Genomic DNA, 19,510 nt, shown 5'->3' with positions numbered 1-19,510 from the left:
GGCGGGGCGCGGGCCCTCCCCGGGACCCTCGCCTTCACCCACCATTTTAGTGACCCCCACTGACAATCGCCCCTGGCCAGACAGGGTTTGGGGGGTGGTGGACAGGCCCCTGGGGGGTACCGTGGGAGCCATGGAGATCTGGATCAATCCCGCCTGTTCCAAGTGCCGCAGCGCCCTCACCCTGCTCGACGCCGAGGGGGCCGAGTACACCGTGCGCCGCTACCTGGAGGACGTGCCGTCCACCGAGGAGATCCGGCAGGTGCTCGACCGCCTCGGGCTCGAACCCTGGGACATCACGCGGACGGGGGAAGCCGTCGCGAAGGAGCTCGGCGTGAAGGAGTGGCCCCGCGACGCCGAGGGCCGTGACCGGTGGATCGAGGCGCTCTCCACGCACCCCGAGCTCATCCAGCGGCCCCTCATCACCGCGGAGGACGGCACCGCCGTCGTGGGCCGCACGGAGGAAGCGGTACGGGACGCGCTGTCGCGCTGAGCCCTGACCGTCTCATCGGGCCTGGCCGTCGAGTCGGTCCGCACCGTCGACGCCCTCCCCGAGGAAGCCCGCGACGCGGGCAAGCTCGGCGCGGTCCAGGGCGGCCGGGAGGGTGTGGTGGGTCGCCGCCGGGATGATGTCCGCCCGCAGGCCGAGGGTCGTCGCGCGGGCCGCCACCCTGCGGGCGTCGTGGACCCGCCCGGCCCCGGCCAGGAGCAGCAGCACCGGCGCCCGCAGCCCCGCGAGTTCGGCGGCCGTCGGGCGGGGGCCGGTGACCGGGCGGTGCCGGGGCAGGTCCGCCGCCAGGGCGTCGAGCCGCCGTACCGCCGGGTCGTGCTCCGCGGCACCCGTCTCCCACGCCAGGAACGCCGCCGTCCGCGCCGGTGTCGGGCGCAGCAGCATCGGCAGGGCCCGCATCAGGTACGCCGGGCGGAAGCCGGCGAAGCAGCCGGTGGGGTCGAGCAGGACGAGGCGGTCGGTGCGGCCGGGGGACGCGAGCGCGTACCGGAGGGCGATCCACGCACCGTACGAGTGGCCGCAGAACGCCGCCGACGCGATCCCCAGGCCGTCGAGCAGGGCGTCGAGCCAGGCCGTCAGGTCGGCGGCGGTACGGATCGGGCGGTCGCCCGGCCGGCTGCGGCCCGGTCCGCCGACGAGGTCGACGGCGTACACCCGGTGCGTCGCGCCGAGCGCGGCGGCGGTGGCCCGCCAGGAGCAGGCGGTCGCCCCGCCGCCGGGCAGGAGGAGGACGGGCGGGCCGTCCTCGGGGCCGTGGCGCAGGACGTGCGTGGTGCCGTACGGGGTGGCGAGTTCCGCGACGGTCGTGGGATGCGGCCAGGTCGCCAGGAGGGCGTCGTACGCGGAGTCGAAGCGGTCGGACATGGCCGGTACGGTCCTCTCGTTCGGCGATAGTCTCGCTCAACGAGATAATAGGAGGATGCGGTGGCGGAGTCACCGGAGCTGCGGATCTTTCATCTGCTCCGTGAGGTCACGGTCGAATTCGGCCTGCGGCAGGGCGAGTTCGCCGCACGGAACGGCATGCATCCCACGGATGTCCGCGCCCTGATCTGTCTCCTCGACGCCGGGCGCGCCGGCACCGAGGCGACCGCCGGGTGGCTCGGCGAGCGGCTCGGCCTCAACTCGGCCGGCACCACCGCCGTCGTCGACCGGCTCGAACGCCTCGGGTACGTGGCCCGGACCCGCGACACCCGCGACCGGCGGCGGGTGCTGCTCACCGTCGAGGAACGCGCCGAGGAACTCGGCCGCGCCCACTTCGGCCCCCTCGTCGACGGAGCCGTGACACTGCTCGACGGGTTCGAGGAGGGCGAGCGGGAGGCCGTACGGCGGTTCCTGACAGGGGTACGGGACCTCCTGGGCGGGGGTGAGGACCGATGAGCGGCGGGCTCGACGACCCCGACCACGACCCGCGGCCGCAGTCCCCACCACAGGGACAGGCGCAGCCCCGGCCCCGCCCGGCCGGCGAAGCCCACGCCCTCGGTGTCGATCTGCATCTGGATCTCGGCCGTGCCGGTGGGCGGCGGGCCGCGCTCATCGGGGCGCTGCGGGAGGCCGTGCGCTCCGGGCGGCTCGCCCCCGGCACCCGCCTGCCGCCCTACCGCTCGCTCGCCGCCGACCTCGGCATCGCCCGCAACACCGTCGCCGACGCCTACGCCGAACTCGTCGCCGAGGGCTGGCTGACCTCCCGCCAGGGCTCCGGGACCCGCGTCGCCGACCGGATCGCCGCGCCCTCCCCCGGCCCGGTGCGGCCGGCCGCGCCGCCGCCGCTCCCGTACGACCTCGTCCAGGGCAAGCCCGACCCCGGCGCCTTCCCGCGCGCCGCCTGGCTCGCTGCGGCCCGGCACGCGCTGGCGGAGGCACCGCACGAGGCCTTCGGGATCGGCGACCCGCAGGGCCGGATCGAACTCCGGCTCGCGCTGGCCGAGTACCTCGCGCGGGTCCGGGGCGTGCGGACCGCCGCGGACCGGATCGTGATCTGCTCGGGCGCCGCGCACGCGCTGCGGCTGCTCGCCCGGGTCCTCGGCGGCGGGGCGGGTCCGTGGGCCGTCGAGGAGTACGGGCTGCCGTTCCACCGAGGGCTCCTCGCCGAGGCCGGGATCGCCACCGTGCCGGTCGCCGTCGACGGGAACGGGGCGCGGACCGCCGAGATCCCCCGCCACGCGCGCGCGGTTCTCCTCACCCCCGCCCACCAGTTCCCCACCGGCGGGCCGCTGCACCCCGAGCGGCGGGCCGGGGTCCTGGAGTGGGCGCGGGGCTCCGGCGGTCTGGTGGTCGAGGACGACTACGACGGGGAGTTCCGGTACGACCGGCGGCCCGTGGGCGCCGTCCAGGGCCTGGACCCCGACCGGACCGTCCTCCTCGGCTCCGTCAGCAAGAGCCTCTCCCCCGCGCTGCGGATCGGCTGGATGTGCCTGCCGGGCGACCTGGTCGACCGGGTCGTCGCGGCGAAGGGCGCACGCGAACCGCACACCTCCGCCGTCGAGCAGCTCACCCTCGCCGGGTTCCTCGCCTCCGGCGCGTACGACCGGCACGTCCGGCGCATGCGGCAACGGCACCGCTCCCGGCGCGACCGGCTGGCGGCGGTGCTCGCCGAGCGGGTACCGGCGGTACGGGTGACGGGGATCGCCGCCGGTCTGCACGCCGTGGTCGAACTGCCGGCGGGCACGGAGCGGGCGGCGGTCGCGGCGGCGGCCGGGCACGGCGTCGCCGTGGAGGCCCTCGCCGGCTACCGCCACCCGGAGGCGGGCGGCGGGCCCCGCCCGGACGGCCTGGTCGTCGGCTACGCCACACCGCCGGAGCGGCTGTACGGGCCCGCCCTGGACGCGTTGTGCGCGGGCTTGGAAGAGGCGCTGGGAGGCGCCTCGGGCGGGGCGGCGCTCAGCCCGCCACCGGCAGGACCTTCGTCATGACGAGCTCGGGAGCCGGGGACGACGCGGGGGCGGAGGACGGCGCGGGGGCGGAGGCGTAGCCGAGGCGCTCGTAGAGGGTGATCGCCGGGGTGTTGGTCCGGAGCACGGAGAGCCGCAGGACCGCGGCCCCGCCGCTTCGGGCCCAGGTCTCGACGGCCGCGATCAGGCGGGCGGCCAGGCCGTGGCCCCGGGCCTCGGGCGCAACCCAGAGAGACCGCAGCTCCGGGAGGCCGTCGGGGGCGACGAGCCCGCCCGCGAGTCCGGCCGGCCGGCCGTCGAGCAGCGCGAGGACCCCGTACGTCTCCGGGTCGTCGAACCGGGCGCGCCAACGCTCCTCGCCGCCCCGGCCCCAGTCCGCGAGCCGGACCCGGAACGCCTCCGGCGAGCCGGCGAGCGAGGCGAGGCGGGCCTCGCGCCAGAGCGGCCAGTCCGCCGGGGTGACGGTCCGCAGGAGTGGCCGGCCCGCGCCGGGCTCAGGCGCCGGCGTCGGCGGCACGCCGCTCCGCCTCCGTGAGGATCTCGGTCAGGCGGAGGCCGAAGCGGGCGTCGCAGGCGTGCGGGCGTCCGGTGCGGGCCGCCGTGACGAGGGCGTCCACCGCCGCGCCGAAGGCGCCCACCGCCCCGTCCCAGCGGGGCATCGCGGCGCGACCCGCGGTGCCGTACAGGGTGAGGGCCGCCTCGGCCGCCTCCGGCGGGGCGCTCAGGGTGAGCGTGGCCGTGCTGCTCGCGCCCGACGCGTGGCGCAGGACCAGGTGGTGGGTGTCCGCGGGGCCCCGGGCGGCCGTGATCTCCGTGACGTCGCCGAGGACCGGCAGGTAGACGGAGAGCACGTGCGGGCCCACGTCCCACAGGCCGCCCTTGTCGCGGCGCCAGGGGGAGGCGGCGTACGCGCTGTCCGAGCCGGGCCCGTAGAGCGAGCCGAGCCAGTGCGCCTCGCCGAGGAACCAGCCGTCGGCCGCGGCCTGTTCCTCGATCCAGCGGGCCGTCGGCGCGGCGAAGCGGAGGGTGCAGAAGACCACGGAGGCGACCCCGGCGGTCTCGACGGCCTCGGCCACCGCGCGGGCCCCGGCCACGGTCGTGGCCACCGGCTTGTCCAGGAGGACGTGACAGCCGGCCTCCGCCGCGCGCACGGCCAGCGGGGCCTGGACGTCCGGCGGGAGGGCGAGCGCCACGGCGTCGCTGGCCGCGAAGAGGGCGTCCACGTCGTCGTACGCGCGCGTGCCGGAAGCGGCGGCGAGCTCGGCCGCCGCCTCGGGGCGCCTCCCCCACACCCCGCTGAACTCGACGCCCTCGTGCCCGGCCAACGCGGGCGCGTGCGTACGCCCGGCCCAGGGTCCGGTGCCGAGCAGTCCGATACGGGGCTTCCCACCCAGGTGCTTCACCATCCCCCCAGTCTGCCCGGCCCCTACGACAACCGCCCCGGCACCCACCCCGACCCGCGCCCGGACCTGCTCCGCCCGACGCCGGCGTTCCCCGACGCCGCGGAGCTCCGGTGCGACTTCCGGAACCTGCCTGTCAACTTCGCCCAGTCCTGAAGGACCGGGTTTGGAGGTGGATTCCCGACTGGCTGCCGGACGGTCCCCTCCGTCCTGCCGCCCCGCTACGGGGCGGCAGGGACGCGTGACTCACGCCCCGAGGTCCACATGTCTTCGCCCTTGCGGCCGACGTTGCGGGACGCGTTGTCGTCCGCGTGCAGGCAGACACCGCAGGCCCGGCACACGAACGTCGCCTGGTCGACGCGGTTCCTCCGGTCGAGATGGCCGCATGGGGAGCACTGTCGGCTGGTGTACGCGGGGTCTACGTACACCAGCGGCACTCCGGCCCGCCGTGACTTGTAGGCGATGAACCGTCCGAGCTGCCGGAAGCCCCATGTGTGTAGTGGTGCCCGCTGGTCCTTTCGGAGCCGTACCCGGTCGCGGATGCCCGTGAGGTCCTCCAGGGCGATGCCACGGCCGGTGCGTTCAGCGGTGGTGACGATCTTCTTCGCAATGATGTGGTTGACGTTCGTGGCGTGACGCCGTTCGCGCCGGTTTCGCCGCTTGAGAAGGCGCTTGGCGGACGTGGTGCCTTGGGACTGGAGCTTGCGGCGCAGATCAAGCTGGCGTTTGCGGTACCGGTTCAGGCCGCGTCCGGCAGCCCGGTAGCCGGTGGACGTGGTCGCGATGTTGACGATGCCGAGATCCACACCAACCCTGCCGGCTCGTAGGTCTCGGCCTCGGGAACGTCGCACGTCGCGATCAGGTAGAACGCCCCGTCGTGTTCGACCAGATCGGACTCGCCCTTGCGGTACGCGCGCAGCGTCGTGAGCCCGTCCGCCGAGCAGGCGAACCGAAGGTTCTTCAGTCTCCCCGCGGTCGTCCAGATGGACACCGTCCCGGTGTCGTACTGCCAGGACAGACACCGGTCGCCTCGTTGACCGCGCGCAAAGTCGCCCGCAGCGCAGGCGCCTGGCAGGCATCCGGCAGGAGCTTCACCCGCACGACAACCTTCATGTCGGCAAAGTAGCGGAAAGCACTGCCATCGCCCCGCCCTACGAGCTTCCGCCGATCATCCCGAACCCCGTATACGACGCGGCGGGTCCGACGCTCGTCGAGGGCTTGCACGGGGAACCCGCCCACCCGTACGCGGGCCACGGCGGCCCGGTGCCCGAAGTTCACCGACCGGGAGCGGGCCGGACGCGGACCGAGCGCCGACCCGGCGCGGGAAAAAGAGGAAGGCTGAGTAACACGGGGTTCACAAACGGGCAACCGACGGGAAATGCCGTGTTGCGAAGCTGCGGTCGAACACACACCGCGCAGTCAGCGCGGAGACCGCAGCTTCTCGCAGTGCCGCGAGCCGCAGCGGAACCCCGCAGCAGCACGCCAAAGGATGAGACCCGTGACCTTCAAGGCTGAGTACATCTGGATCGACGGCACCGAGCCGACCGCGAAGCTTCGCTCGAAGACGAAGATCATCGTGGGTGACGTCCTCGCGCTCGACGAGCTGCCGATCTGGGGCTTCGACGGTTCCAGCACGAACCAGGCCAAGGGCCACGCCTCGGACCGCGTCCTCAAGCCGGTCTTCTCCTGCCCGGACCCGATCCGCGGCGGCGACGACATCCTGGTGCTGTGCGAGGTCCTGAACACGGACATGACGCCGCACGAGTCGAACACGCGTGCCGCGCTGGCCGAGGTCTCCGCCCGGTACGGGACCCAGGAGCCGATCTTCGGCATCGAGCAGGAGTACACCTTCTTCGAGGGCACCCGTCCGCTCGGCTTCCCGGTCAACGGCTTCCCGGCCGCGCAGGGCGGTTACTACTGCGGCGTCGGCGCGGACGAGATCTTCGGCCGCCCGATCGTCGAGGCGCACCTCGAGAACTGCCTCAAGGCCGGTCTCGGCATCTCCGGCATCAACGCCGAGGTCATGCCCGGCCAGTGGGAGTTCCAGGTCGGCCCGCTGGCCCCCCTGGAGGTCTCCGACCAGCTGTGGATCGCCCGCTGGCTGCTGTACCGCACGGCCGAGGACTTCAACGTCTCCGCGACGCTGGACCCGAAGCCGGTGAAGGGCGACTGGAACGGCGCGGGCGCGCACACCAACTTCTCCACGAAGGCGATGCGCGAGCGCTACGACGCGATCATCACCGCGTGCGAGTCGCTCGGCGAGGGCTCGAAGCCGCTCGACCACGTCAAGAACTACGGCGCCGGCATCGACGACCGTCTGACCGGCCTGCACGAGACCGCCCCGTGGGACCAGTACTCCTACGGCGTCTCCGACCGCGGCGCCTCGGTCCGCATCCCGTGGCAGGTCGAGCAGGACCAGAAGGGCTACATCGAGGACCGCCGCCCGAACGCGAACGTGGACCCGTACGTGGTGACCCGCCTGATCGTGGACACCTGCTGCGAGGCCCTGGAGAAGGCCGGCCAGGTCTGATCCGCAGCACCGCGCAAGACACGGAGAGGGCGCCCACCGGTTCGCACGGTGGGCGCCCTCTCCGTCGTACGGAGCCGGGCCTCTTCGTCGTACCGAGCCGGGCCGGCTCCCGGTACGTGGGAAGCGCTACACGGGGTTTGGCCGGGGAAGGGCTCGTCGGAGGCATTCCCTTCTGGTTCAATAGGGATATGGCCATCATGCAGAACGACACCGCGACGGGTCGTCACGACCTCGAGCCGTTCTGGCCTTCCCGGCAGCACCACGACTTCGACCGGTGCTGTCGACGCGCGAGGAACGCGTCGGCCCTCTAAAGCCCCGATCGGTTCGGTCCGATCCCGGCCTTCGGCCGACGCGCACGACGTACGAGACCTCTCCGTCCGTTCCCGCGCGAAAGAGCTGACCTGCCATGGCCCACACCCAGAGCGCCTCCCTCACCGCCGTCCGTCCCGGGCGGCCCCGACTGCGCGCCGTCGACCCGCACGAAGTCGTCGACTTCGCCCAGGTCGCGGAGTTCCTGCCGCCCGGCGCCACCCTGCTGCCCGCGCCGCAGCACACGCTGCCGACCCTGCCGGGGCGTCCGCCGATGGTCGGGTACCTCGTCCTCGTACCGGCCGATCAGCAGCCCCGGCTGCCGCTCGCCGCGCCCTCCCCCGCGTCCGCGCCCGCCCCCGCTCCCGTGGAGGAGCAGGGGTCGGTGGCCATCGACGGGGTCCGGCGGATCGCCGTCGTCGACGGGGAGGCGCTGGACCTGACGTATCTCGAGTTCGAGCTGCTCGCCCATCTGGTGGCGCACCCCCACCGGGTGCACACCCGCGACCAGTTGGTCACGACGGTGTGGGGGTACGGGCACGTCGGCGACGGCCGGACCGTCGACGTGCACGTGGCCCGGCTGCGCCGCAAGCTGGGCGCCGAGCACCGCCACACGATCCAGACCGTGCGGCGGGTCGGCTACAAGTACACGCCCTGATCAGCCGGTCGGGCCCGCACCGGACCTCGCCCTCGCCCTGGCCACCAGCGCCAGGGCGAGGTCCACGGCCAGGAACAGCAGCAGGCTCAGGCCGAGCAGCGGGACGAACCAGCCCACCAGGGCCGTGACCGCGAGGAGCGGCAGCAGCAGCGTCGGCGGCACCTTGCGCCAGGCGCCCCGGGCGACCGGCCGGCCCGAGCGGCGCAGCCACCACATGCGGTAGCCCCAGAGGATCAGCAGGATCAGGGACAGCGCGAGGGCCGCGAGCGCCAGCTGGTTGAACAGGCCGAGGAACACGCCCGTGTGGGCGTCGATGCCGAACCGGGTGAGCTTCGCGAGCACGGGATAATCGGCGAAGGCCAGCCGGTCGAGCACCGCTCCGTCCGCCGGGTTCACCGCCACCGCGTCCAGCTCGACCGGGAACCGCGTGTCCGTCTCCTTGACCACGTACCCCTTGCCCTCGGCGGGCAGCGTCACCGAGACGCTCGCGCTGTCGATGCCGGCCGCGCGGGCCGCCTCCAGCGCCTTGTCGATGCCGATGTCCGGGCCCTGGGCGGTGGCGGTGCCGGTGTGGGCGCCGCCGTGGCCCTCGTGCTCCGAGGACCCGCCGGCCGCGCCGCCGACGGTCGCGGTCAGGGTGGGGGTCGCACCGCCGAGACCGTCCTGCACGACGCCGATGTTCTCCCCCGCGTACCGCGACCAGGTCAGACCGGTGGCGGAGAGCAGCACCAGACCGGTCACCGCCCAGAGGCCGACCGAGCCGTGCCAGGAGAGGGTGCGGCGCCGGGAGGCCGGGCCGCCCTCCGGTACGAAGAGGGCACGGCGGTTCCGCCTGCGGCGGCCGAGCCACAGCAGCAGACCGCCGAGCGCGACCACCCACAGCCAGCTCGCGGCCAGTTCGCTGTAGTTCCGGCCGAGGTCGCCGAGGTGGAGGTCGCGGTGCAGACCGTCGGTCCAGGTGCGCAACGGGAGCGCCCCCGAGCTGCCGTAACTGGGCAGCTGCCCGCGTACGTCACCGGTGTACGGGTCCACGAAGACGGCCAGCGACGTGCCCTCGGGGACGTCCGGGTCGGCCATCAGGACGCGGGTGGTCGCGCCGGGTTCGGCGCCGGGCCAGACGGCGGTGACGGTGCCGTTCGGGTTGACCTTGCGGGCGGTGTTCACCTGCCGGGAGAGCGGGACGGTGGTGTCTCCGACGGGGACCTCCAGCTCGTGCGCGTACACGATCTTCTCGGCCTGGAAGGAGAGCGCGTAGAGCAGGCCGCTGGCGGCGGCCACGAGGAGGAAGGGGGCGACGAGCAGGCCCGCGTAGAAGTGGAGGCGGAGGACGAGGGGGCGGAGGGAACTCCAGGTGGTGGTGGGCTTGGTGGGGGTCGTGCGGGTTGTCGGGGTGGCCTTGGCGGTGGGCTCTTGCGGCTTGGGGGGTTTCGTGGCTTCCGACGGTGGCGCCTCGGGTGTTTCCGGGCGTGCGGGATCGTCGATCGTCATGACTGTCCTCGGACTCGTTGCAGACAGGGGGAAGGGACCCCCGGGTCAGACGTGAGCTCCGAGGGCCGTGGCGCGGGGTGCGGGCAGCCGGGGCGGGCCGCGCCGGGAGAGGGCGTGCGCGAGGACGACGGTGTGCGGCCGGTGGGCGCTCCGGCGCGCCCGGCGGAGCGCGGGACGCGGGAGGTGGGGCACGGGCACGCGCGCGAGGAGCGGGCGGAGCGGGGTGAAGGCGTACGCGAGGGCCGCCTCCGCCAGGGTGAGGAACGCGGCCTCGCCACGGGCCAGCCAGAGGCCGCAGACCAGTGCGGCGAGGAGGTGGACGGCGAGCATGCCGAGACCGCCGCCGGAGAGCATGGCCATGGTGGAGCCCATGTCCGTGCCCGAACCCATGTCCGTGGCGGGGCTCATGGCGCTCATGGCGTGCGTCCCGTGGAGGCCGCCGTGCATCCCGCCGGGGTGGGGCATCCCGTCCACGGCGTTCGCCGCACCCATGGCCGGGTCCGTCATCGGATGGCCCGTGTCCCCCGCCCGTGAGCCCGCCGTCGAGAAGAGCAGGTGCAGCGCCCCCTGGAGTACGGCCATCGCACCCGCCACCGTCGGCGCGCCCCGGCGTCGGCCCGCCGCCGTCCAGGCCGCGGCCGCCGTCGCGGCGAAGGCGCCGAGCAGGGCGACGGCCGGCAGCCGGTGCGCGGACATGGATGAATGCCCCACGGCGGCCAAGGTCACGCACACCACCGCGAACAGGGCGGCTCTCAAGGCGCGCAGGGGCGACCGGGCATCCGTCATCGCCCGTCATGGTGTCACCCGGCCGTGCGGCGCACGAGACCACCTCCGCGGGCGATGACGTCCCTCACGCGCCCGTGACGTTCCTCCCGTGGCGGAATCCTCCCGGAGCGGAACACCCTGGTCCCGGGGCATCCGGCCCGGCAGGCTCGGATCATGAAGCTACTGATGCTCGGAGGAACGGAGTTCGTCGGCCGCGCGGTCGTCGAGGCCGCGCTCGACCGCGGCTGGGACGTGACCGTGTTCCACCGGGGCCGGCACGCGGCCCCCGCGGGGGTGACCTCGCTGCTCGGCGACCGCACCACCGCCCCGGAGGGCCTCGCCGCGCTCGCCACCGGATCCTGGGACGCCGTCGTGGACACCTGGTCGGCGGCGCCCTCGGTGGTGCGGGACGCGGCCCGGCTGCTCGCCGGACGGGTCGAGCGGTACGCGTACGTGTCGAGCCGGTCCGTGTACGCCTGGCCCGCGGCCGCCGGGCTGGCGGAGGACGGTCCGCTGGTGGAGGGTTCGCCGGACGCCGGTGAGGTGCCGTACGCGGAGGCCAAGCGGGGCGGCGAGCTGGCCGTCGCGGACGCGTTCGGCCCGGAGCGGTCGCTGTTCGTCCGCGCCGGGCTCGTCCTCGGCCCGTACGAGAACGTGGGCCGGCTCCCCTGGTGGCTCGGCCGGATGGCGCGCGGCGGTCAGGTCCTCGCACCCGGCCCCGAGGCGCTGCCGATCCAGTACATCGACGTGCGCGACCTGGCCGAGTGGACGCTCGACGCGGTGGCCGCCGGGCTCTCCGGGCCGTACAACCTGGTGTCGCCGCCCGGCCACGCGACGATGGGCGAGCTGCTCGACGCGTGCGTACGGGCGGCCGGTGGGACGGGCGGGGCCGGTGGGGTCGGTGGGACCAGCGCCGACGCGGGTGCCGATGCCGGTACCAGCGCCGGTACCGGTGCCGCTGCCGTCGAGCTGCGCTGGGCCGATCCCGAGGCGCTCCTCGCCGCCGGGGTGGAGCCCTGGACGGAGCTGCCCGTGTGGCTGCCGCCGGGCGAGACGTACGACGCGATGCACACCGCCGACGTCTCCCGGGCGCTCGCGACCGGGCTGCGCTGCCGGCCCGTCGCCGAGACGGTCGCCGACACCTGGGCGTGGCTGGAATCGCTCGGTGGGGTCGCGCCGCAGCGGCCGGACCGGGGGCCGAAGGGCCTCTCCCCCGAACGGGAGGCGGAGGTGCTCACCGCGCTCGCCGGGGCCGACGGGCACGCCGGGGCCGCGGGGCGCGCCTGACCCGGCGGGCTCGCCGGGCTCCTCGCCCGGCCGTGACGAACCGGCTGGATCTGCCCGTACCGGGATGATCCCTTACGGTCGACACGAACACGCACGCACCGGAGGAGTCGCCGCCATGCCCGCCATCCCCGCCACCTCCGTCGCCAACCTCCGCGATCTCGGCGGGCTGCCGCTGGGGGACGGGCGGGCGGTGCGGCGCGGTCTGGTCCTGCGGTCCGCGCAGCTCGACCGGCTCGACCCCGCGGAACCGGTGGTGGCCGGCCTCGGCATCCGTACCGTCGTCGACTTCCGTACGGAGGGCGAGCGCGGCGACCGGCCGGACCGGCTGCCCGTCGGGGCGCGGGGGCTCGTCGCGGACGTGCTCGCCGACCGTCTGGCCGTCAGCGGGCTGCCGCCCGCCGCGCGCCTGAAGGAGCTGATCTCCGATCCGGCGCTCGCCGAGGAGCACCTCGGCGGGGGCCGGGTGCGGGCCGCGTTCGCCCGTACGTACCGCACGTTCGTCTCCGGTGACTCGGCCCGCGCGGCCTACCGCGCCCTCCTCACCGAGCTGGGCGCGCCGGACGCCGGGCCGCTGCTCTTCCACTGCTCGGCGGGCAAGGACCGGACGGGGTGGGGGGCGACGGTGGTGCTGTCGCTGCTCGGCGCGGACGAGGAGACCGTGCGGTCGGAGTACCTCTCCGTCAACACGGCGGTGCGGCAGGCGTTCGCGCCGATGATCGAGGGGTTCACGGCCCAGGGCGGCGATCCGCAGCTGGCGCTCGACCTGATCGGCGTCCTTCCGGAGTACCTGGCGGCGGCGCTCGACGAGGTGGCGGTCCGGCACGGGTCGATGGAGGCGTACGTCAGGGAGGGGCTGGGGGTTCCGGACGAGGTGACGGCGGTGATCCGCGAGCGGCTGACGGTCCCGGCCGTCTGAGCGCGCCCCGCGGGCCGGGGTGACCATCGGAAGAATCGCTCGTTCTGCTGAACGTGAGCACCCAGGATCTCGTTCCCTCGCCCGTGGGCCCCGTCGACGTCGAGCAGGCCGAGGCCGCGCTCGTCGAGCGCTATCCGCGGCTGGTCCGCATCGCCTATCTCGTGCTGCCGCCGTCGCTGGGACGCAACCGCCGGGTGCTGACGGCGCATGCGCTCGTACAGCGTTCGCTGCCGCGTCGGCGGGTGCCGGGGCCGTCGGTGCCGGAGCCCCGGCTGTCCGAGGACGCGGTCGATCCCGGGTACGCGTACGTACGGGGCGAGGTGCTGCGGCAGGCGCTGATCGCCGGGCTGCCGCTGCGCCGGCTCGCGCTGCCGCGCCGGGCCCAGTTCCCGCCGCTGCTTCCGCATGTGTGGGGGCTGCGGCTGTTCCCCCGGGTCGGGGGCGCGGACGAACTCGCCCTGGACCAGCGCCTGTCCCGCCTCTCGGGCCCGGGCCGCGCGGCCTACGTCCTGCGCGGCCTGGAACGCCAGGGCGACCCGGAGGTCCTGCGGGTCCTGAGGGCGGCGGGGGTGGACGACCCGGCGGGGGCACTGGCGGAGGCGGACGCGGCGGAGGCGGCGGAGCGCCTGGAGGGGCCGGAGGGGATGGACGCGGCGGGCGCGGCGGGCGCCGTGGGCGGGCCGTCCGGAGAAGGCGGCCGGGCGGAACGGGTCGGGGAGCAGCCCGGTCCGGGGCGGGGCGGGGCGGGGAACCGGACGGGGGCGGGAGGCTCGTACGGGACCGGGAAGGAACGCGGGGGCGGGGACCGGGACGGTACGGGCGCGGCGGGACGGACCGGCGCCGACGGCCCGGGCGGCCGCGCCGAGCGCGTGGGCGAGCAGGCGGGCCCCGGCGGGGCGGGAGCGGCGCCGGGAGACCGGGCCCGACCGCTCGGCGGAGCCGGTGGCGGCGCGAGCGGTCGGGGTGGGCCGAGCGGAAGCGCTCGCGGCGGGTTCGGGCAGACGGGCGCGGGTCCCGGCTCCGACGAGCACCTCGGCGGAGTCGGGCGTTCGAGTGCCGTCGGGGACGGCTTCAGCGGCCGTGCAGGTGCGCGTGAGACCGGTGCAGGCGCGCCCGGCCGGCGCCGTAGTGGGGTCGCCCTGCTCGAGTCCGACGAGTTCGATCCCTGTGCTCTTCAGGCGCGGCCCACCGATCTCATGCGGCGGCGGCAGCACGTGCGGGCCGCGCTCGTCGCCTTCGCCGCGCTCGTCGTCTGCGGGACGCTGCTCGGGCTGCCCGGGGACGGCTGGGGCAGAAACGGTGCCGCGGCCCCCTCGTACGCCCGTAACCCCGCCGCCGAGGCCGCTCTCGACCCCGGTGCCCTCAAGCGGGTCGACCCGGCCGTCTGGCCCGGTTCGACCCGGCGGGACTTCTCCGTGTGGCCGACGCGCGGCGGCCTCGCCGGGGACACCGCCCTGCTCCGGCGCGCGCTCGCCGTGTGGGCCCGGCCCGGGCCCTCCGTGCGTTCCTCCGCGACGCCCGGCACCCCGGTCGGCCCGCCGATGGGGCCGCCGCAGCTCCTGTTCGCGGGCGTCGTCAACGGGGTCCGGGTGGTGCTCCTCCACGACGGGCTGCGCGCGGTGCGGTACGCCGAGCCCGTCGACGGCACGGAAGGCGCGGCCGCTGCGGCACTCGACTTCGCGCGCACCGACGGCGCCGACACCGTCGGTTCCGCCGCGCTCGTCGTGTCCCGCGCCGCGGGCAACGTCCGCTATCTCACCGCGCCCTGGGTCACCGCCACCGCCGTACGGGACCTGCTCGCGCCCGGCCGGGACGCCCGGCCGCTGCCCCGCGACGCCGACGGGGTGACGGAGCCGATGACGACCCCCGCGCTCGCGAAGGGCTGCACCCGCTGGAACACCCTGCAGGTGCACGACGGTTCGGGGCACCGGCTCCTCGCCGACCTGGGCGAGCTGTCCCCCGCCCGCCTCCTGTGGGGCACCCCCGGCGCGCCCGTGGACGCGACGGGCCCCGAGGCGCGGGCGGCGTGGGCCCGAACGGCGTGCCAGCTGACGGCGGTACGGGCGCACGGGGTGCGCACGGTCAGCGCCTGGCGGTTCGCGCGGCAGGAGCTGCCGGAGGACGCCGGGCGGGGCACCTGGCTGTGTACGCGCGCGGAGACCTGGCGGGGGACGGGGAGCAGGGTCCTGGCCCAGTTCCTGGTGCCGTCACCGGAGGTGCCCGCGGCGCTCGCGGCCCGCTCCGAGGGGTCGCCCGCGTGCGGGGTGCGGGAGCCCCGGGTCCTGGCGGGCGTGCTGTGGCAGGCGCCGGGCGGCGGCTGGTACGTCCTGGCGGCCGGCAGCCAGGACTTCGCCGCGCTGGAGCTGTCGGGCGGTGTGAAGGGCCGTTCGGACGGGCCGGTTCTGGCGGTGAAGGCGTCGGCGGGAGCGCGCGCCGACCTGGACGGCACGCTGCGGGACGGGCGGCGGACGGGGGCCCTGAGGTAGGGGGGCGGGGTGGGCGGAGGCGGGGTCCCGTACCCCAAAAAGACCATGCACAGGCCTGTTGCCACCGCCTTACCCCTCAGTACATTGACGTCATGTCTAATACGCAGCCCGCACCGGTGGCGTCGGAGCACGTCGAGCTCAAAGCCCGGAAGGTCTCCTTCGACTGGGAGGCGACCCCGCTCCACTGGGTGCCCGGCGATCCCTTCACCACGCACACCATCAACGTGCTGCATCTGCTCCTCCCGGCCGGCGAGCGCTGGTTCGTGCACGTCTACAAGCAGGCGCTGCCGTACATCACCGACGACCGGCTGCGCGAGGACGTCATCGGCTTCATCGGCCAGGAGGCCATCCACTCCCAGGCCCACGACGACGTCCTGCCCCACCTGCGCGAGCAGGGCCTCGACCCCACCCCGTACACCGCGCAGGTCGACTGGTTCTTCGAGAAGCTCCTCGGGGACCGGACCCTGCCGCCGGGCCGCCCGCGCCGCTGGTGGCTCATGGAACGGGTCGCGCTGATCGCCGCCATCGAGCACTACACCGCCTTCCTCGGCGACTGGGTCCTCAACGCCGACGCCCTCGACCGCGTCGGCGCCGACCCCACCATGCTCGACCTGCTGCGCTGGCACGGCGCCGAGGAGGTCGAGCACCGCGCGGTCGCCTTCGAGCTCTTCATGCACCTCGACGGCGGCTACCGGCGCCGCGCCCGCACCTGGGCGCTCGCCTTCTCCGCGCTCGTCTTCCTCTGGCAGCGCGGCATCCGCTTCTTCATGGAGAACGATCCCAGCCTGCTCGACGGCAAGGCCTCCCTCGGCCAGTTCGTCCGCAAGGGCCGGCAGGGCGTGCTGCCCTCCACCCCGGCCATGCTGCGCTCCATACCCCGCTACCTCAGCCGCGCCTACCACCCCTCCCAGGAGGGGAACACCGCGCAGGCGATGGCCTACCTGGCCTCCTCCCCCGGCGCCAACGGAGGCCACTGATGCCCCGGTTCACCACCGTCGCCCTCGTCGCCGGAGCCGCGCTGCTCGTCCGCCGCGCGGTCCGCAGCCGGATGTCCACGGCGCCCCTGTGGCCGATGCCCGCCCTCGACGAACCCGTGTCCGGCTACGGCCGGGGCCGCACCGTCCCCCGCAGGGTCCGTGTCGCCCGGCGCACCGAACCCGCCGAAGGGGTCGTCGAACTGCGCCTGGAGGGGCGCGCGTTGCCCGCCTGGCAGCCCGGCGCCCACATCGACCTGGTACTGCCCTCCGGGCTCGTCCGGCAGTACTCGCTCTGCGGCGACCCCGCCGAAGCGGGCGCGTACACCGTGGCCACCCGGCTCGTCGAGGACAGCAGGGGCGGCTCCCGCGAGGTCCACGAACAGCTCCACGAGGGCGTGGAGATCGAGATCCGGGGCCCCCGGAACCGCTTCCCGCTCGCCGACGCCCCCGCGTACGTCTTCGTCGCCGGCGGCATCGGCATCACCCCGGTCCTCCCGATGCTCCGCGCCGCCGAGGCCGCCGGCGCGGACTGGCGGCTCGTGTACTGCGGGCGCGGCCGCGCCACCATGCCGTACCTGGCCGAGATCGAGCGGCTCGGCGGCGACCGGGCGACCGTCGTCGCCGAGGACGAGTCGGGCCGCCCCGACCTGGGCTTCCTCGCCGACGTGCCCGCCTCGGCGCAGGTCTACTGCTGCGGCCCCGACGGCCTCATGGACGCGGTGACGGCGGCGCTGCCGGAGGGCCGGGCGCCGCGCCTGGAGCGCTTCTCGGCGGCGGCGCCGACCGGCGGGACGGCCTTCGAGGTCGAACTGCGCCGCTCCGGACGCACGGTGAAGGTCGCGGCCGACCAGTCGGTCCTCGCGGCGGTCCGCGAGGAGGTCCCGGGCCTCATGTACTCCTGTCGGCAGGGCTTCTGCGGAACCTGCCAACAGCGGGTCCTGGAAGGGGAGATCGACCACCGGGACGAACTCCTGACGGACGCCGAGCGCGCCGACTCGATGCTGATCTGCGTCTCGCGCTGCACGGGGAAACGGCTCGTCCTGGATCTGTGAGACCCGGGCCCCGGGCCGGGGCGCGGCCCCGTTCCGGGCCCCGGACGCGCCCTACGGCAGCACCAGCCAGTCGAGGGCCAGCGCGGCGAGGAGGCCGCCCACCAGGAGCCAGGTGCCCAGCCGCGTACGGCCGTTGCGGGACAGCTCGATCACGATCCCGCAGAGGATCATGGCGAGGCCGTACACGCCGACGACGAGCACGGACGTCCGGCTGGCGAGGCGGACCACGAGGACCACGGCCAGCGCCACGAGGAGCACGGAGGCGGCGGTCACGCGGAGGCGGCGCGCCTGCTTCGGGGTGAGCCCGCCGGTGCGGGCCGTCTCCTCGGCCTCTTCGTCGGTCTCGTCGCTGTCGCTCTCGTCCGCGCTGTCCGGGCGCTCGTCCCCTTCGTCCCCCTCGTCCGTCTCCGCCGCCCCCACGGCGGCCTTCTCCGGCTTCGGGGTCCCTTCGGGGCCGTCCTCGGGGGTCCGCCCGCGGGTCTCCTCGGCCTCGGGGGCCTCCGGGGACTCGGCTGCCTGGGTGTCCTGGTCGGAAGCGCTCATGGAGCAGGAGAGTAACCGACCCCGTTAGGCTGTTCGTATGACGACCGGGGTACGCCGCAGGATGGGCGTCGAGGAGCGCAAGCAGCAGCTGATCGGGGTGGCCCTCGAACTCTTCAGCCACCGCTCTCCCGACGAGGTCTCCATCGACGAGATCGCCGCCGCCGCGGGCATCTCGCGGCCGCTGGTCTACCACTACTTCCCCGGCAAGCAGAGCCTGTACGAGGCAGCGCTGCGGCGGGCCGCCGACGAGCTGGCCGCCCGGTTCGTGGAGCCGCCGCAGGGGCCGCTCGGGGCGCGGCTGCTGCGGGTGATGGGCCGGTTCTTCGACTTCGTGGACGAGCACGGCCCGGGGTTCGCGGCGCTGATGCGCGGCGGGCCCGCGGTGGGTTCGTCCACGACGAACGCGATGATCGACGAGGTGCGGCAGGCCGCGTACGTCCAGATCCTCGCCCACCTCGGGGTCGAGAAGCCGTCCGCACGGCTGGAGTTGGTCGTCCGCTCCTGGGTGTCGCTCGCCGAGTCGACGGCGCTGATCTGGCTGGACGGGCGCCGGGTCCCGCGCGCGGAGCTGGAGTTGCAGCTCGTGCACGACTTCGCGGCGCTGGCGGCGGTGAGTGCCGCGTACGACGCGGAGATGGCGGAGATCCTGGTGGGTCTCCTCGCGGACGAACCGGCCGACGGCCCCTTCGGGGAGCTGGTGGGCCGGCTCGTCGCGCTGGTTCCCCCGTCCGGGGCGGCGGCGCCCGCCGTGCCCGATCAGCGCTTGCGGTAGGACGATTCGAGGTCGCGGATCTCCACGGAGAGATGGACGCCGTCCGTGGTCTCGAGGTGGCGCGGCAGCAGGTTCAGGACGGCCTTCGAGAGCCGTGCCTTGGCGTCGTCCGTGCGGCCGTACAGCAGGGCGATCTCGACGTGCACGAGGGCGTCGTCGGTGCCGCCGTCGCCGACGACGGTCTCCTCGACCTCGCGGAAGCGGGTCTTGCAGGCGTCGAGGGTCGTGCCGACCGATTCGACCAGCAGCGGGTGCAGGGCGAGGGCGAAGCCGCGCCGGTCGAGGGGTGCGGAGTAGTCGACGGTGATCTGCGGCATGAGGGTCACTCCCGGCCAGAGGGGTACGGCTGTCGGTTGTCCGGGCACACCCTTACGGTGATCGCCATGACGACACAAGTGACCTTCCGGCAGGCCTGCGAGGACGATCTCGACCTTCTGGCGGGAATGTACGACGAGGCCGCCCGCTGGATGCTGCGCCACGGCATCGACCAGTGGAAGCCCGGAGGGAAGAGCGCCGCGCACTTCGGGGAGCGCCTCGCCGCCGGTGAGGTGTGGCTGGCGTCCCGCGGCGGCCGGGCGGTCGGCGCGTACGAGCTGTGGTGGGAGGACGAGGGGGCCTGGGGCCCCCAGCCGCCGGTCGCCGGATACGTCCACCGGCTGATGACGGAGCGGGCGTCGGCGCCGGCCGGCACCGGGCGGGCGCTGCTCGCGCACGCGGAGGGGCGGATCGCGGCCGGCGGGCGGACGGTGGCCCGGCTGGACTGTCTGTCGGACAACCCGCGGCTCCGTACGTACTACGAGGCCGCGGGGTACCGTGCCGTCGGCGAGGAGCCGGGAAAGCTCGCCGCCGACGGCACGCGTTACGGGGTGACCCTGATGGAGCGGTCGCTCACCGGGTCGTGAGGGTCATGTCCCCGGATCTCCCGGGGACG

General features: G+C 74.8%; 19 protein-coding genes and 1 pseudogene. 12 read left to right on the top strand and 8 right to left on the bottom strand.

The window, feature by feature from the left end; all coding sequences use genetic code 11:
- Window positions 1–130: 130 nt before the first annotated feature.
- Window positions 131–490 (top strand): ArsC/Spx/MgsR family protein, encoded by a 360-nt coding sequence (locus ASD33_RS16700; RefSeq protein ID WP_056560308.1) that lies wholly within the window; start codon window positions 131–133, stop codon window positions 488–490.
- 12 nt (window positions 491–502) lie between these two features.
- On the opposite strand, the gene ASD33_RS16695 is transcribed toward ASD33_RS16700, so the two are convergent.
- A complete protein-coding gene (locus tag ASD33_RS16695) occupies window positions 503–1,372 on the bottom strand; it encodes an alpha/beta hydrolase (RefSeq protein ID WP_056560304.1) in 870 nt (289 codons plus the stop codon).
- Window positions 1,373–1,432: 60 nt separating this feature from the next.
- Between ASD33_RS16695 and ASD33_RS16690 the strand changes: the two genes are divergently transcribed.
- Entirely contained in the window at window positions 1,433–1,885 is a 453-nt protein-coding gene (locus ASD33_RS16690) for a MarR family winged helix-turn-helix transcriptional regulator (protein ID WP_056560302.1), read from the top strand.
- Entirely contained in the window at window positions 1,882–3,417 is a 1,536-nt protein-coding gene (locus ASD33_RS16685) for a PLP-dependent aminotransferase family protein (protein ID WP_079044814.1), read from the top strand. Before ASD33_RS16690 ends, ASD33_RS16685 begins: the two co-directional genes overlap by 4 nt.
- Here the strand turns inward: ASD33_RS16685 and ASD33_RS16680 are convergent.
- From ASD33_RS16680 to ASD33_RS16670, 3 genes and pseudogenes are all read right to left on the bottom strand, one after another.
- Window positions 3,386–3,913 (bottom strand): GNAT family N-acetyltransferase, encoded by a 528-nt coding sequence (locus ASD33_RS16680; protein WP_056560299.1) that lies wholly within the window; start codon window positions 3,911–3,913, stop codon window positions 3,386–3,388. The genes ASD33_RS16685 and ASD33_RS16680 overlap by 32 nt on opposite strands.
- A complete protein-coding gene (locus ASD33_RS16675; protein WP_056560296.1) occupies window positions 3,891–4,802 on the bottom strand; it encodes a Gfo/Idh/MocA family oxidoreductase in 912 nt (303 codons plus the stop codon). Before ASD33_RS16675 ends, ASD33_RS16680 begins: the two co-directional genes overlap by 23 nt.
- A 215-nt stretch (window positions 4,803–5,017) precedes the next feature.
- A pseudogene (locus tag ASD33_RS16670) lies at window positions 5,018–5,823 on the bottom strand (transposase); the annotation flags it as partial.
- A gap of 471 nt (window positions 5,824–6,294) precedes the next feature.
- On the opposite strand from ASD33_RS16670, the gene glnII reads away from it, so the two are divergent.
- Together glnII and ASD33_RS16660 are read left to right on the top strand one after the other, a co-directional pair.
- Window positions 6,295–7,326: a glutamine synthetase gene (gene glnII, locus ASD33_RS16665; RefSeq protein WP_056560294.1), complete on the top strand. Its 1,032-nt coding sequence runs from the start codon at window positions 6,295–6,297 to the stop codon at window positions 7,324–7,326.
- Between the two features lie 406 nt (window positions 7,327–7,732).
- Complete coding sequence (locus tag ASD33_RS16660) at window positions 7,733–8,293, top strand: winged helix-turn-helix domain-containing protein (protein ID WP_056560291.1); 561 nt, start codon at window positions 7,733–7,735, stop codon at window positions 8,291–8,293.
- Here ASD33_RS16660 and ASD33_RS16655 read toward each other — a convergent pair whose 3' ends face one another.
- Both ASD33_RS16655 and ASD33_RS16650 read right to left on the bottom strand, forming a co-directional pair.
- Window positions 8,294–9,781, bottom strand: a complete 1,488-nt coding sequence (locus ASD33_RS16655; RefSeq protein WP_056560287.1) for a PepSY-associated TM helix domain-containing protein — start codon at window positions 9,779–9,781, stop codon at window positions 8,294–8,296.
- A 45-nt stretch (window positions 9,782–9,826) separates the two neighbouring features.
- The gene (locus tag ASD33_RS16650; protein ID WP_242427012.1) at window positions 9,827–10,492 is read right to left on the bottom strand and encodes a hypothetical protein; all 666 of its coding nucleotides are present in this window, start codon (window positions 10,490–10,492) and stop codon (window positions 9,827–9,829) included.
- A gap of 228 nt (window positions 10,493–10,720) precedes the next feature.
- Between ASD33_RS16650 and ASD33_RS16645 the strand changes: the two genes are divergently transcribed.
- The 5 genes from ASD33_RS16645 to ASD33_RS16625 all read left to right on the top strand — a co-directional run bounded on the left by ASD33_RS16645 (window position 10,721) and on the right by ASD33_RS16625 (window position 17,264).
- The gene (locus tag ASD33_RS16645; RefSeq protein WP_079044813.1) at window positions 10,721–11,833 is read left to right on the top strand and encodes an NAD-dependent epimerase/dehydratase family protein; all 1,113 of its coding nucleotides are present in this window, start codon (window positions 10,721–10,723) and stop codon (window positions 11,831–11,833) included.
- Window positions 11,834–11,948: 115 nt separating this feature from the next.
- Window positions 11,949–12,749 carry a tyrosine-protein phosphatase gene (locus tag ASD33_RS16640; protein ID WP_056560278.1) on the top strand — a complete coding sequence of 267 codons (801 nt, stop codon included), beginning with the start codon at window positions 11,949–11,951 and terminating at the stop codon, window positions 12,747–12,749.
- Window positions 12,750–12,802: 53 nt separating this feature from the next.
- Window positions 12,803–15,235 carry a hypothetical protein gene (locus ASD33_RS16635; protein ID WP_056560275.1) on the top strand — a complete coding sequence of 811 codons (2,433 nt, stop codon included), beginning with the start codon at window positions 12,803–12,805 and terminating at the stop codon, window positions 15,233–15,235.
- A 92-nt stretch (window positions 15,236–15,327) separates the two neighbouring features.
- A complete protein-coding gene (locus ASD33_RS16630) occupies window positions 15,328–16,212 on the top strand; it encodes a metal-dependent hydrolase (RefSeq protein WP_056560273.1) in 885 nt (294 codons plus the stop codon).
- A complete protein-coding gene (locus ASD33_RS16625) occupies window positions 16,212–17,264 on the top strand; it encodes a PDR/VanB family oxidoreductase (RefSeq protein WP_056560270.1) in 1,053 nt (350 codons plus the stop codon). Before ASD33_RS16630 ends, ASD33_RS16625 begins: the two co-directional genes overlap by 1 nt.
- Before the next feature lie 51 nt (window positions 17,265–17,315).
- Here the strand turns inward: ASD33_RS16625 and ASD33_RS16620 are convergent, their stop codons facing one another.
- Window positions 17,316–17,807, bottom strand: a complete 492-nt coding sequence (locus ASD33_RS16620; protein WP_063991959.1) for a hypothetical protein — start codon at window positions 17,805–17,807, stop codon at window positions 17,316–17,318.
- 37 nt (window positions 17,808–17,844) lie between these two features.
- Here ASD33_RS16620 and ASD33_RS16615 point away from each other — a divergent pair, with 37 nt between their 5' ends.
- The gene (locus ASD33_RS16615; protein ID WP_056560268.1) at window positions 17,845–18,579 is read left to right on the top strand and encodes a TetR/AcrR family transcriptional regulator; all 735 of its coding nucleotides are present in this window, start codon (window positions 17,845–17,847) and stop codon (window positions 18,577–18,579) included.
- Here ASD33_RS16615 and ASD33_RS16610 read toward each other — a convergent pair.
- Complete coding sequence (locus tag ASD33_RS16610; RefSeq protein WP_056560265.1) at window positions 18,564–18,896, bottom strand: hypothetical protein; 333 nt, start codon at window positions 18,894–18,896, stop codon at window positions 18,564–18,566. The genes ASD33_RS16615 and ASD33_RS16610 overlap by 16 nt on opposite strands.
- 66 nt (window positions 18,897–18,962) lie before the next feature.
- Between ASD33_RS16610 and ASD33_RS16605 the strand changes: the two genes are divergently transcribed.
- Complete coding sequence (locus ASD33_RS16605; RefSeq protein ID WP_056560262.1) at window positions 18,963–19,481, top strand: GNAT family N-acetyltransferase; 519 nt, start codon at window positions 18,963–18,965, stop codon at window positions 19,479–19,481.
- Window positions 19,482–19,510: the final 29 nt, after the last annotated feature.

Origin of the sequence: Streptomyces sp. Root1304, assembly GCF_001426405.1 — a bacterium.
Classification (GTDB): Bacteria; Actinomycetota; Actinomycetes; order Streptomycetales; family Streptomycetaceae; genus Streptomyces.
This window is presented reverse-complemented; position numbering and strand designations above follow the sequence as displayed.